This is a genomic window from Ureibacillus sp. 179-F W5.1 NHS (genome assembly GCF_045369345.1).
GTDB classification, from domain to species: domain Bacteria; phylum Bacillota; class Bacilli; order Bacillales_A; family Planococcaceae; genus Ureibacillus; species Ureibacillus halotolerans.
Window position 1 is genome coordinate 1 of record NZ_JBIQFG010000041.1, and the last position, 13831, is coordinate 13831.

11 protein-coding genes, 5 tRNA genes and 1 rRNA gene are annotated in these 13831 nt (G+C 36.5%); 16 read left to right on the plus strand and 1 reads right to left on the minus strand.

Annotated features, from left to right (window positions below):
* From rrf to ACH0B5_RS14740, 16 genes are all read left to right on the plus strand, one after another.
* A 5S ribosomal RNA gene (rrf, locus tag ACH0B5_RS18105) occupies nt 1–77 on the plus strand; the annotation flags it as partial.
* A gap of 157 nt (nt 78–234) precedes the next feature.
* Nucleotides 235–309: transfer RNA gene (locus ACH0B5_RS14670), tRNA-Asn, on the plus strand.
* Between the two features lie 153 nt (nt 310–462).
* Nucleotides 463–537: transfer RNA gene (locus ACH0B5_RS14675), tRNA-Glu, on the plus strand.
* 38 nt (nt 538–575) lie between these two features.
* Nucleotides 576–651: transfer RNA gene (locus ACH0B5_RS14680), tRNA-Val, on the plus strand.
* A gap of 13 nt (nt 652–664) precedes the next feature.
* Nucleotides 665–748: transfer RNA gene (locus tag ACH0B5_RS14685), tRNA-Tyr, on the plus strand.
* Nucleotides 749–751: 3 nt separating this feature from the next.
* A tRNA-Gln gene (locus ACH0B5_RS14690) sits at nt 752–826 on the plus strand.
* Nucleotides 827–1057: 231 nt separating this feature from the next.
* On the plus strand, nt 1058–1963 hold the full coding sequence (rocF, locus tag ACH0B5_RS14695; RefSeq protein WP_341362858.1) for an arginase: 906 nt from the start codon (nt 1058–1060) through the stop codon (nt 1961–1963).
* 152 nt (nt 1964–2115) lie between these two features.
* Nucleotides 2116–2679, plus strand: a complete 564-nt coding sequence (gene sigW, locus ACH0B5_RS14700) for an RNA polymerase sigma factor SigW (protein WP_122973675.1) — start codon at nt 2116–2118, stop codon at nt 2677–2679.
* A gap of 12 nt (nt 2680–2691) precedes the next feature.
* Nucleotides 2692–3303: an anti-sigma factor family protein gene (locus ACH0B5_RS14705; protein ID WP_122973676.1), complete on the plus strand. Its 612-nt coding sequence runs from the start codon at nt 2692–2694 to the stop codon at nt 3301–3303.
* Nucleotides 3304–3613: 310 nt separating this feature from the next.
* Nucleotides 3614–4450: a diadenylate cyclase CdaA gene (gene cdaA / locus ACH0B5_RS14710; RefSeq protein ID WP_122973677.1), complete on the plus strand. Its 837-nt coding sequence runs from the start codon at nt 3614–3616 to the stop codon at nt 4448–4450.
* Nucleotides 4443–5564, plus strand: a complete 1122-nt coding sequence (locus ACH0B5_RS14715; RefSeq protein WP_122973678.1) for a CdaR family protein — start codon at nt 4443–4445, stop codon at nt 5562–5564. Before cdaA ends, ACH0B5_RS14715 begins: the two co-directional genes overlap by 8 nt.
* 108 nt (nt 5565–5672) lie before the next feature.
* Nucleotides 5673–7025 carry a phosphoglucosamine mutase gene (gene glmM / locus ACH0B5_RS14720; protein ID WP_122973679.1) on the plus strand — a complete coding sequence of 451 codons (1353 nt, stop codon included), beginning with the start codon at nt 5673–5675 and terminating at the stop codon, nt 7023–7025.
* 132 nt (nt 7026–7157) lie between these two features.
* Nucleotides 7158–7682, plus strand: coding sequence for a type 1 glutamine amidotransferase domain-containing protein (locus tag ACH0B5_RS14725; RefSeq protein WP_122973680.1), 525 nt, complete (start codon nt 7158–7160; stop codon nt 7680–7682).
* Nucleotides 7683–8196: 514 nt separating this feature from the next.
* Nucleotides 8197–10002: a glutamine--fructose-6-phosphate transaminase (isomerizing) gene (glmS, locus tag ACH0B5_RS14730; RefSeq protein ID WP_406928030.1), complete on the plus strand. Its 1806-nt coding sequence runs from the start codon at nt 8197–8199 to the stop codon at nt 10000–10002.
* A gap of 887 nt (nt 10003–10889) precedes the next feature.
* Entirely contained in the window at nt 10890–11606 is a 717-nt protein-coding gene (locus ACH0B5_RS14735) for a class I SAM-dependent methyltransferase (RefSeq protein ID WP_122973537.1), read from the plus strand.
* Nucleotides 11607–11781: 175 nt separating this feature from the next.
* A complete protein-coding gene (locus tag ACH0B5_RS14740; protein ID WP_174232716.1) occupies nt 11782–11958 on the plus strand; it encodes a hypothetical protein in 177 nt (58 codons plus the stop codon).
* A 106-nt stretch (nt 11959–12064) separates the two neighbouring features.
* Here the strand turns inward: ACH0B5_RS14740 and ACH0B5_RS14745 are convergent, their stop codons facing one another.
* The gene (locus ACH0B5_RS14745) at nt 12065–13708 is read right to left on the minus strand and encodes a pyridoxal phosphate-dependent decarboxylase family protein (protein WP_406928031.1); all 1644 of its coding nucleotides are present in this window, start codon (nt 13706–13708) and stop codon (nt 12065–12067) included.
* Between the last annotated feature and the right edge of the window lie 123 nt (nt 13709–13831).

The window sequence follows — 13831 nt, forward strand, 5'->3', positions numbered from 1 at the left end:
CCGAACACGGAAGTTAAGCTCTTTAGCGCCGATGGTAGTTGGGGGCTTCCCCCTGTGAGAGTAGGACGTTGCTAGGCTCAAAAAGTCATTGCTGATTCAGTCGGTAGTGGCTTTTTTATTTCGTTGTAAACATTTTTGACCTTTCCATTTTGTATGGAAATTCAATAAATAACTTGTATATTTTACTGATATCAGTATAATAATAAATATATGTAAAATGGTATTTATGATCGTTCCGAAGTAGCTCAGTGGTAGAGCAACCGGCTGTTAACCGGTTGGTCGTAGGTTCGAGTCCTACCTTCGGAGCCATTTTTTTTTTGCAAAAAATTTTTACTAAAAGTATTTTTGGATTATTTACTAGAAAATAGATAGACATAAATTTTTAACAAAAACTTTTAAAAATAGTTGCATTTACTAATTAATAGTGGTATTATAAATCTTGTCTTGTTTAAGAATTGTAAAGGCCCGTTGGTCAAGTGGTTAAGACACCGCCCTTTCACGGCGGTAACACGAGTTCGAATCTCGTACGGGTCACCAAATAAATTAAGAAATAAAAAATTATCACTTCTAATTATGGAGGATTAGCTCAGCTGGGAGAGCACCTGCCTTACAAGCAGGGGGTCGGCGGTTCGAGCCCGTCATCCTCCACCATAAGTGTTAATTTGGAGGGGTAGCGAAGTGGCTAAACGCGGCGGACTGTAAATCCGCTCCTTCGGGTTCGGCGGTTCGAATCCGTCCCCCTCCACCATTTTGGGGTATAGCCAAGCGGTAAGGCAACGGATTTTGATTCCGTCATGCCCAGGTTCGAATCCTGGTACCCCAGCCATTTTTTAATATACATAAAATGAAATAACGTCATAATATTAATTCTAATCCCAATCCTTTACTCAAACGAGTAGGGGATTTTTTTATGCCTTTAAAAATTTATATGGTTATAGAATCGATCCTTCTAAAAATAACTGAATAATATTAACTGAATAAATATTCAATATTTTGTCGAGTTGAGCCATTTTAATATTCAATATAAAATATAAGGAATTCAACAGGGGGGATAGATATGAGAAAAAGTGAAGTTTCCATTATAGGGGTACCATCAGATTATGGACAATTACGCCGTGGGGTAGATATGGGGCCAAGTGCAATTCGTTATGCTGATGTTGTAGAAAGATTAGAAAATCTCGGTTATGAAATAAAGGATGAGGGCGATATATTAATTAAAAAGGGGACAGTCCCATCCCAACTAGGAACTAATCTAAAAAATTTAAAAGAAGTAATTGAGGTATGTACAAAACTATCCGTTAAAGTACAAGAAGTAATAGATAATGGGAGATTTCCATTAGTTTTAGGTGGAGATCACAGTATAGCTATTGGAACATTAGCTGGTTTAGCTACAAAGTATAAAAACTTGGGAGTAATATGGTATGATGCCCATGCGGATATTAATACACCAGAAACTTCTCCATCAGGTAATATCCATGGAATGCCTTTGGCGGTTAGTTTAGGATTGGGAGATAATCGGTTAGTTGAAATTGGGGGATTTGCACCGAAAATCAAGCCTGAAAATATTGTTATTATAGGTGCACGGTCTGTTGATCCAGGGGAACGAGAGCTAATAAAAAAATTAGGAATTAAAGTTTATTCAATGCATGAGATCGATCGTCTAGGTATGACGAAAGTAATTGAAGATACGATTTCCTATTTAAAAGGGCGTCAAGTTGACGGAGTCCATTTATCACTTGATTTAGACGGAATTGATCCTTTATATACACCAGGTGTAGGTACACCTGTACCGGGAGGAATTACATATCGGGAAAGTCATCTCGCAATGGAGATGTTAGAGGAAGAAGGATTTATTACATCAGCAGAGTTTGTAGAAGTAAATCCTATTTTAGATGAACGAAATAAAACGGCAGATGTAGCCGTTGCTTTAATGGGGTCACTATTTGGTGAAAAACTAGTATAAGGAAGTATTTTTGCCCAGTATTGAGGATAATAATACCAAATAAGTCATTTTAAGGCATAAAAAATTTTGATATAATATTAAATGTCATGAAACTTTTTCGGTGGATAGACGTAAATAATAATAAGCCTAAAAGGTGGAGAGGGAATACACAAATGGATGCGTTAGTGAACAAAAGAATAAAGCAAGTGCTAAAAGGTGATCAAAACGCATTTTCAGATGTTGTGAGCCTCTACCAGCACAAGTTATATCAAATATGTTATCGTATGCTTGGGAACAAACAAGAAGCGGAAGATATTGCGCAAGAAGCGTTTGTTAGGGCATACATAAATCTTCATACATTCGATCAAAAAAGAAAATTTTCAACATGGTTATACCGTATTGCAACAAATCTTTGTATTGATAGAATTAGAAAGAAGAAGCCAGATTATTATTTAGATGCAGAAGTTCCAGGAACGGACGGACTTGATATGTATTCACATGTTCCTGCATCTGACCAATTGCCGGATGAAACGGTAGAAAAAATGGAATTACAAGATCGAATACAATATGAAATCAGCAGATTACCTGATAAATATCGATCGGTAATCGTATTAAAATATATAGAAGAGTTGTCGCTGCAAGAAATAAGTGAAATTCTAGATATGCCTTTAGGAACAGTTAAAACAAGAATTCATCGAGGGCGCGAAGCTTTAAGAAAGCAATTAAACAATCTGTAGGAGGGGTAAAGCATGAGTACGTGTCCACAATACATTGTTGACTATATGCACGAATACTTAGATGGCGACATCAGTCGTGAACATGAACAACAGCTAAAAAAACATTTGCAAGTGTGCTCTGACTGTCAACAACATATGCACGAGTTAAGTGACACGATTGCTTTTGTTAAGAGTGCAGCGCATATTACAGCACCTCCACATTTTGAGGAAATGGTAATGAAGCGTTTGCCGAAACATAAAAATCGGGTTGGCGTACAAAGATGGTTTAGACAACATCCGATTATTGTTGCAGCTGCTGTATTCTTCTTGTTCATGAGTGCTACTTTATTAAGTAGTTATCCTACTGATGAATTTTCATTCACTGCCAAACCGAATTTAATTGTAGATGGGCAAACAGTTATTGTCCCAGAAGGTGAAGTTGTTGAAGGTGACATCGTTGTGAAAAATGGTGATATTGTCATCGAAGGAGAAGTAAAAGGAAATGTGACGGTTATAAACGGACAATATATGGCTTCTACTTCGGTCGTTACCGGTCAAATTGAAGAAATTGATCAAGTATTTGAATGGCTATGGTATGAAATAAAAGATACGGCAAATGATTTCATGGCTTTATTTGAAAAATAATAATTAAATGAATGGATTATTTTATATAAGTAAATAAATATGTTAAAGTCTGCTCATTGGAGTAGACTTTTTTCTTGATGAAAGCTTTATAAGGGGAAAATATGATATACTGTTTTTAATGATTTCATGGCTCATTTTGAGCAGAATTCCAATTTTTTAATAAGAAAAATTCTCTCTAGTCCTTTTTATTTTTTTATAAAAATAAAAAATAGGTATATTTTAATAAATATTCTATACTCACGTAATAACGTAATAACTTCGTGACGTCATTGATATACATGAAATAGCAAGAAAAAGTGGGGGATGCCACGTGCAGATTATTGAGCAGTTTACAGACATTACGCCTGTAAATATTGTGTTTAGTTTTTTGGACGTACTATTAGTATGGTACGTAATTTATAAATTGTTAACCCTCATTAAAGGAACGAAAGCTGTTCAGTTATTAAAGGGAATTTTTGTTATCATTATCGCCAGATTTGCTACTGTTATTTTTGGCCTTGATACCCTCGGATGGTTACTACAAGAAGTAATCGATTGGGGATTTTTAGCGATTATCATTATCTTTACACCTGAAATTCGAAGAGCGTTAGAACAACTAGGTAGGGGGAAAATATTTCAACGTTCAACGAGTCAATTAGAAGATGAACAAACACGTTTAATTGAAGCGATGAAAAAATCGGTTAGCTATATGGCTAAACGACGAATCGGAGCGCTTATTTCTATAGAGAATGAAACAGGTTTAACAGAATATATTGAAACCGGTATTAAGTTAAATGCTGAAATTACTTCAGAACTATTAATTAATATTTTTATTCCAAATACACCGTTACATGACGGAGCTGTTATTATACAAAAAGATAAAATTATCGCAGCTGCATGTTATTTACCATTGTCAGAAAGTACGTTTATATCAAAAGAACTAGGTACAAGGCACCGTGCTGCAGTTGGTTTAAGTGAAGTAACGGATGCGATCACAATTGTCGTATCAGAAGAAACAGGGGCAGTTAGCCTCACTCGGAATGGAAACTTATATCGTAATTTAACAATTGAGGAATTTGAAGCTCAGCTAAGGAAAATGTGGTTTGGCCCTCAACAGGATTCAGAAATAACCTCTAAGTGGACTTGGGGGGGAAGAAAGAATGGATAAATTATTTGATAGTCACTGGGCTCTAAGAGTTGTAGCCCTTATACTTGCTATTTTGCTGTTCTTTTATGCGAAGGCTCAACTTGATAGTGGACAATCTACAGGTATAAATCCCGAAATGGATATTATTACGGACGTTCCCCTTGAAGCCTATTACGATTCGGAAAACTTAATTGTGTCAGGACTTCCAGAGACCGTTGATGTAAAGATTGAGGGACCAAGACAACTTGTCCTTGAAGCAAAATTACGAAAAGACTTTAAAGTGTTTGTGGACTTAAATTCGTTGTTAATTGGTGAACATACAGTTACAATTCAACATGAAAATTTATCGGAGAAACTTGATGTTACCATCGACCCAAAAGTAGTAGATATTGTAATTGAGGAAAAAGTCACGAAAGAAGTAAGTGTAGACCCGGAACTTAATAGTGGTCTTATCGCAGAAGGTTATGAGCTAACGGATATGAGTGTTGAACCAAGTACAGTACTTGTTACAGGTGCTAAAAGTATTATTGACAGTATCAGTTATGTTAAAGCTACTATTAATGCAGAAGAAGGTATAAATGCTTCCTTTGAACAAGAAGCAGATGTTAAAGTGTTGGATAGTAGCTTGAATAAACTAGATGTCATTATTGAGCCCACCACTGTTAATGTAAAGGTGAATGTAAGAGCTTATAGTCGTGAAATACCAATCGTTGTTCGACAGACAGGAACACCTATGGAAGGTGTCACCATTAACAGTTTATCGTCAAAAATAAAAACAATTGAAGTGTTTGGTCCAAAAACAATGATTGACCCATTAACCCAATTAGAAGTAGAATTTGACGTATCAGAAATTACAGAGTCTGGTGTTTATGATGTGGATTTAGTTTTACCAAAGGGTGCAACGAAACTTTCGGCTAAATCCATAGAGGTACAAGCTAACGTAACAAAAACAACGACAGAACCCGAGGAAGAAACTCCTGACCAACCAGAAGAAGAACTACCTGCTTCGGGGGAAACAAACACTAGTGATACAAATACTAGTGAATCAAATGATGAAGATACAAATACTGGTGAAACAGATACTAATCAAACTCCAGAAGAAACACCATCTGATGAAGGTAATACAACAGAATAAGTAGTGTGAAATGAAAACAATTATAGATCATTCATTGCAGAGATATAAATCATATAAGATCTCAATTTTGAAGCATAGAATGTCTAGCATTGAAGGAGAGAAAAAGTAATGGGAAAATATTTCGGTACTGATGGCGTGCGTGGTGTCGCCAATTCAGAGTTGACGCCTGAACTAGCGTTTAAGCTAGGTCGTGTTGGAGGTTACGTATTAACTAAACATGCAACAGAGCGTCCAAAAGTAATTATTGGACGAGATACACGCATATCAGGGCATATGTTAGAAGGAGCATTAGTTGCAGGTCTACTATCCATTGGGGTAGAAGTAATGCGACTAGGTGTTATTAGTACACCAGGTGTAGCTTATTTAACACGTGTAATGAACGCAGCTGCAGGTGTAATGATTTCCGCTTCTCATAATCCAGTTGCTGATAACGGTATTAAATTTTTCGGACCTGACGGCTTTAAATTAACAGATGCACAAGAAGCTGAAATAGAAAACATACTTGATATGGAAGAAGATACATTACCACGCCCTATCGGAGGCGATTTAGGTACAGTAAGTGATTACTTCGAAGGTGGTCAAAAGTATCTTTCATATTTAAAACAAACTGTGGATGAAGATTTCCTAGGTTTACATGTTGCACTTGATTGTGCCCATGGAGCTACTTCTCAACTAGCAACTCATTTATTTGCGGATTTAGAAGCTGATATCTCTACGATGGGTTCTTCGCCGGATGGCTTAAACATTAACGAAGGTGTAGGTTCAACTCACCCTGAAAAACTAGCCACATTAGTACTTGAACGAGGTGCAGATGTTGGACTAGCATTCGATGGAGATGGCGACCGTTTAATCGCTGTAGACGAAAAAGGTCAAATTGTTGATGGTGACCAAATTATGTTCATCATCGGTAAATATTTAAACAGTAAAGGTCGCTTAAAGAAAAATACAGTAGTGTCAACTGTCATGAGTAATTTAGGCTTCTACAAAGCACTTGGGGAAAACGGAATGTCAAGTGTGAAAACAGCGGTAGGAGATCGCTATGTTGTAGAAGAAATGCGAGCAAATGATTATAACCTAGGTGGAGAACAATCTGGACACATCGTGTTCCTAGATTATAATACAACTGGTGATGGCTTATTAACTGCGATTCAACTTGTTAACATTATGAAAGCAACGGATAAACGTTTATCTGAACTGGCTTCTGAAATGACCGTGTTCCCACAACGGCTTGTAAATGTTCGTGTTGTCGATAAACATGCTGTTACTCAAAATGAAAAAGTGGCAAAAGTAATTGCCGAAGTAGAAGCGGCAATGGGAGGAAATGGACGTGTCTTAGTTCGTCCTTCGGGTACGGAGCCTCTTGTACGTGTAATGGTTGAGGCAGCTACAGAAGAAGAATGTGAAAGCTACGTTAACCGAATTGCAAACGTCGTTCGTGAAGAATTAGGATTAACAGATTAAAATAAATATAGCCAGTAGATAAGCTGTAAATTTCTTAACAGTGGATTTACTGGCTTTTTCTATGGCCGAGGCTTTTTTCGTTTATTTGTGCAAAAAATCGGCTATAGTATAGTTGAAAGGAGTGTGTGTAAAATGGCTAAAGTAGCTACATTAATTACTGATTTGTTTGAGGATATTGAATATACAAGTCCTAAGGAAGCATTAGAAGAAGCAGGTCATACCGTAGTAACCATTGATAAAGTTGGAAACAAAGCGGTCCGAGGTAAACAAGGTGAAGTTCGAGTAGAAATCGACTATGGAATCGACGATGTAAATGCAGATGATTTTGATGCATTATTTATTCCAGGGGGCTTCTCGCCAGATTTATTACGAGATGATGATCGGGTAGTTGCCTTTGCGAAGAAATTTATGACAGATATGAAGCCTGTCTTTGCCATCTGCCATGGTCCACAGCTTTTAATTACTGCTCGTTCATTGGAAGGACGAGATATTACTGGTTATAAATCCATTCAAGTAGATTTAGAAAATGCGGGTGCTAACTTCCATGACCAAGAAGTTTTTGTTTGCCAAAAACAACTTGTGACAAGTCGTACACCAAAGGATTTACCAGCCTTTAACCGCGAAATTGTTAATTTATTAAAAGAAAAAGAATTATAATCAATAAAATTCCACTAGAGGCATTCTCTAGTGGAATTTTTTTATGAAAAAATAGGAAACTAGTAGATATGCGTGGATGATTGACGAATCACAGCATATTCTGTATGATGAAGAGGCTTGAAAAAATAATTAATTTTCAATTTACTTTTCAAGCGAGCGCAAAAGGAGGATTGGAAAAGCGCTTTATAAGTAATAAGGAAAACAATAATAGCGCCTGAACTAAGGAAATCGAACGGACTGCAATCCTTAGTTGACGAGGTGGAGGATTATCGAATTTTCGGCGGATACCTCCCGATCGCATGCCCGGTTGTTAATTTCGTTTCTAAAACAAAAAAGAAATTTTTTGGACAGCGAAACGAAAAGGCAAATAATCTAGGCAATATCGTTTTTTTATTTTTATTGCTTTTTAGTATGTTAAGGAATTAGACAGAATTCCTTTATTACTTCAAAAGCACTTGTATTTTTCATTGTCATTTTTAGTTAAATGGTATTGCTTAATCGGAGGAAAAAGAAAATGTGTGGAATCGTAGGATATAATGGTCAATTAGACGCAAAGGAAATTTTATTAAAAGGATTAGAAAAGTTAGAATACCGCGGTTATGACTCTGCAGGTATTGCGGTTCGTAACGAAGAAGGTATTACAGTTTTTAAAGAAAAAGGACGTATTGCTGATTTACGTACGGCAGTAGACGATGATGTAGATGCAACAATTGGTATTGGGCATACACGTTGGGCAACTCACGGTGTACCAAACCAATTAAATGCACACCCTCACCAAAGTGTATCTGGTCGATATACATTAGTACACAATGGTGTAATTGAAAACTATCATTTATTACAAAAAGCATATTTAAAAGGGATTACAATGAAATCTGATACGGATACAGAAGTTATTGTTCAACTTGTAGATTTATTTGCAAGTGAAGGTCTTTCAACTGTAGAGGCATTCCGTAAAACATTATCATTGTTACATGGTTCATATGCTTTAGCATTATTAGATCAAGAAGACGAAGATACAATTTATGTAGCAAAAAATAAATCTCCATTATTAGTTGGTGTTGGTGATGGCTTTAACGTCGTTGCATCTGATGCGATGGCGATGCTACAAGTAACAGATCAATTTATTGAACTACGTGACAAAGAAGTTGTATTAGTTCACCGTGATAAAGTAGAAATTTCTACATTAGAAGGTCGTCCAGTGGAACGTAAACCTTTCAAAGCAGAGCTAGATGCTAGCGACATTGAAAAAGGTACGTATCCTCACTACATGTTAAAAGAAATGGATGAGCAACCAAGTGTTGTTCGTAAAATCATTCAAGCATATAGTAATGCGGATGATGAATTAACAATCGATGATAATATTTTAGAAGCTTTAAAACAAGCAGACCGTTTATATATTATTGCAGCTGGAACTAGTTATCATGCTGGTTTAATCGGGAAACAATATTTCGAAAAAATCGCAGGTATTCCAGTAGAAGTTCATATTTCAAGTGAATTTGGCTACAACATGCCACTTTTATCTGAAAAACCTTTATTCATCTTCATTTCTCAATCAGGAGAAACTGCGGATAGCCGTCAAGTACTTGTAAGAGTAAAAGAAGAACTTGGTTACCCAGCATTAACAATTACGAACGTACCTGGTTCTACGCTTTCTCGTGAAGCGGACTATACGCTATTATTACATGCTGGTCCTGAGATTGCTGTTGCTTCTACAAAAGCTTATGTTGCACAAGTTGCAGTATTAGCTGTTGCAGCCTATGTAGCTGGTAAAGCAGCTGGTAGAGAACTAGATATGGACTTAAAACAAGAGCTTGCGATTGCGGCTAACGCGATTCAAACAATTGTAGACTCTAAAAATGAGTTAGAACAAATTGCGGAAGATTATTTAAAAATTGCACGTAATGCGTTCTTTATCGGACGTAACCTTGATTACTATGTAAGTATGGAAGGTGCGTTAAAACTGAAAGAAATCTCTTATATTCAAGCAGAAGGTTTTGCTGGTGGGGAATTAAAACATGGTACAATCGCTTTAATCGAAGATGGTACACCAGTATTTGCGATTGTTTCACAAGAACAAGTAGCATTAAACATTCGCGGTAACGTAAAAGAAGTGGTTGCGCGCGGTGCCAATGCATGTATTATTGCAATGGAAGGATTAGAGGAAGAAGGCGATCGCCTAGTCATTCCAAAAGTGCATTCATTATTAACGCCACTTGTGTCCGTTGTACCATTACAATTAATCAGCTACTACGCGGCATTACACCGTCGTTGTGACGTAGATAAACCTCGTAACCTAGCAAAATCTGTAACGGTTGAATAAGATAGTAGACTTTCCTTAAAATTATTATCTCCCTGTCTTATTCTTCTTCCCCATGCTAAAAAGTCGGTACCTACTGCTAAATTATTGGTATCCAAACGGCAAAGGAAGCGGGAGAGCAGCGGGCGTAACGATATGTATGTAACATTTTTTCTACTGTAAAATCAATCAAAATTCGAGGCTGGGTCCATTAGTGATCCAGTCTATTTGTTTTGTCCAATATCTCCTCAATCCCTTGACCTATAAGGGTTCAATCATCCTTTCTTAATTTCTCTTGTGTCTATTCTGTTGTTTTCCTCACTGTATAAACCCGTAGGGTTTCAGTTCTTTTTCGTGTATTTCTCAACGTGTTTTTTCAATTTTTTCTCTTGATTCTTCCCTCCATTATGGAAGAACTTTTTAACATTGTCCGAATATTCGATACAACCCAGAACGGAAAAAAGAGGTCGAAAATGGGGGTTTTGGGGAAGAACAATAAAGCAGAAGGAAGAGTTGAGGAGAGAAGAGGAAAGAGGGGTGGGGCTTAGAACCGCAAGGATTTGAGGGGAGTGAGAGAGGGGGGAAGGCGGGGAAGGACTTTTTGGCAGGGGAATAATTATAGATTTTTAAATTAAAATTACATTCCGAAGGTTTCTGGTACTTTTCTGGCAGACCTTCGGATTTTTTATATTCAAAATCGGTAGTATTGAAAAGTAATTAGGAATAAAATTGTAAAGCTATACTATTGCACAGTTATCCCTAGTAGATTACCATTATTAATGGAATGTTTTTAATAGCAAATGTGAAATAGACGAAGGAAGGTTGTTTCATAGATAAAGAATTAAAACAAACATGCAATAATTATTTAACTGAATGTTCTGTTTTCGTTAGGAAGAGGGGGAGCTTGCTTAATGATTCCATTAGTGTATGACCAAATTAATAGATGGGGCAAAGACGACGAATTCTTTTTAGCTCTGTTAAAAAAGATAAATGCGAAAAAATTAGCTGATTTAGGTTGTGGAACTGGAAGATTGACAACTCATTTTGCGAAAGCAGGCTATCATATTACAGCCATTGACCCGAATGAAGAAGCGATTGAATATGCGAAAAGAAAAGAGAATTCAGACAAAGTGACTTGGATTGTTGGGGATAGTACGAATTTAGAAACCAATGCATATGATGTCGTTATTATGACAGCGAATGTTGCACAAGTGTTTCTTACAGAGGAAAGTTGGCAGAACGTCATTTCAGATGTGCATCGTGCTTTAAAATCGGGAGGACACTTTATTTTTGACACTCGTAATCCATTAGCAAAAGCGTGGGAAGAGTGGGAAAAAGATGAAACACCTGATGTTGCAACGGATCAGGTGAGCGGTGAATTACTTGAAATTTGGACAGAATATGAAGGGTTCATAGACGATGTTTTTACATTTTATGAAACGGTAAAAATTGCACGTACAGGTGAAATAGTTGTTCATGAAAAAATGCAATTAAAATTTCGAACACAAGAAAACATCCATGAATCATTACAACAAGTAGGTTTTTCACGAATTCAAGCCTATGGAGATTGGGAGTTTCAGCAAGCATCTGCAGAAACGAAATCGTTTATTTTTCACAGCGTAAAATAAATAATGAGTTTTTATAAAATTTATTAAGAGAGGAATCCATCTTGATTTCAAAAGGATTCTTTTTTATTTGCTTTAAAATGGTCAATGATGAAACTTTGATATTTCTAATTCGTATATAAAGTAACAGGGTTTTAATCCAGGTTCGGAAAAAATATAACTTAAGGAGGAAACAAATATGTCTACAAATGTTATTACCATAGTAGCTATCGTTTCTATTGTTTTATGGATTGCCGTGTCCCGGGAGCTTACAAAATCTTCAAAAGAAAAGAACGGAAGAAGAATAATAACTTTAATGTCTGCAGGTTCCTTATCGACACTAATACTAACCATCTCACTTTTTCAAAATATTTAATTCTAGAATTTCGTATAAATGAAAAGTGTAGACAAGCATAACCCCGTTCTAATTTTAGGACGGGGTTAAAGTAACAGTAAAGTCGTTTGCATCATTCTTAATTTTGTTAGATTTTTGTTAACATACTACGTTTTGTTTTCAGAAAAACTTCTAGGTGTTCTTTTAAAAATGCAACATAACGATCGACCTCTTCGATGGTTGTATATGGAGAAATCGCAAAAAATTTGTGCGCATATATGGATATCGGATTGTTTGAGTTTTTTGCTTTCACAAGGCGCTGCTTCCTTGTATTCCCAAAGAATATAGTATCTCGGTCGGTACCAATTATCTCTGCAAATTCGTCATTAAATTGATTAATTTCCATCATTTCTTCTACGGTTAAAAGTCCGTTCAATTCGTCATTCCATTTTTTCTCCTCAGGATAAAAACGGAATGTTGTAATCGGAGAAATCTCATTCGTGACCACTACATTCGAAATTTCTTTTGTCAATGTCTCTCTAAATGCAATATTGACACGAATATAGTTGGCTAAAAGTTCTTGATAGCCTTCGATTCCAAATGCTAATAACGAAGCATAAATGGACAAAGCACTTCCCATTCGCGAGCATTCGAGCGTATAGCCAGTATGATAACTACCATAACCTCGATTTCCAACATACGGCGTTTCCTCTGCATCTAAATCAACATATTTTAGATTTTCTCTATTTTTAATTAAAAATAGACTCGTTGTATATGGCGTTTGCCCTAACTTATGGAAATCAAAGACCATACTATCTGCAAGCTTAATCTGTTTAAATTTTTGTTGATAGGATGTTAAAACTTCATTCACTTTTTCTTCAAATTGTAAGGGATTGCTTTCAAAATCGTATTGATTAAAGAACGTATACATCCCCCCCATAGCAGAGTCTGCATGGATATAAATTGGATCGATGTTATATGTACGTTCCATTTCTTCCGCTATATACTTAATGCCTTCAATGTCATCAATCCCAAATGTATCCGTCGTTCCCATTGTGGCAAGGATATAAAGTGGAACGCCGCCTTTTGCAATAACCTGCTCGATTTTTTCTTTTAAATCTTCTAGATTCATAGAATAATCCGCATTGGCTGTCACTCGAATCATGTTTTCTACACCAATCCCTGTTGCCTCTACAGATTTATAGAGACTGTAATGGGATAGTTCAGAACAGAAGCAATAAAGGTTTTGCGGTATACCTTTTTGATTAGAAGATGGTGCGTAACGGGCAATGGCAAGACGCAGAGAGTTAAAGACAGCCCCTTGTCCTCCCCAAGTTGTATATCCTGCGCTGATGCTTTCATCATATCCAATTAGTTTGGATAACATAGCAGTTACTTCGACTTCTGCTGTAGCCGCTGCTGGCCCCTCCACATCCCATAGATTATTCCCATTAACGAGTACCATTACTAAATTTCCAATGATACTCGCAATGGTCGGAAGTGGCGCTGCATTGGCTACATAGTTCCGATTGACGAACCGATGTCCTTCCACCAATTTTAGAAGCTCTTGTACGACATTATCCATCGACACACCGGATTTCGGAATTGCCGCTTTTTGAATGACGCGATTATAGTAATCTTCCGTGTACTCAGGCATTTCACCTAACGTTAGTTTGTTCGGATCTTTTAATTCATCAATTTTCGTTAAAACGGTGTTAAAGTAGGATAATAATTCTTCTCTTTGAAAGTTGTTCCCATCCATACTAGGGAACAATTTTTGTATTTCCTTCATGTAGTTACCTCCTTGCTGTTTATACTAGAAGTTGTTGTTATATTTCATGGAACATAGAATCCAATCGATTAACTCCTTGCGTCGGAAAGGTAGTTTGTTTTAGTTTTTGCCTTGCATAAAAAT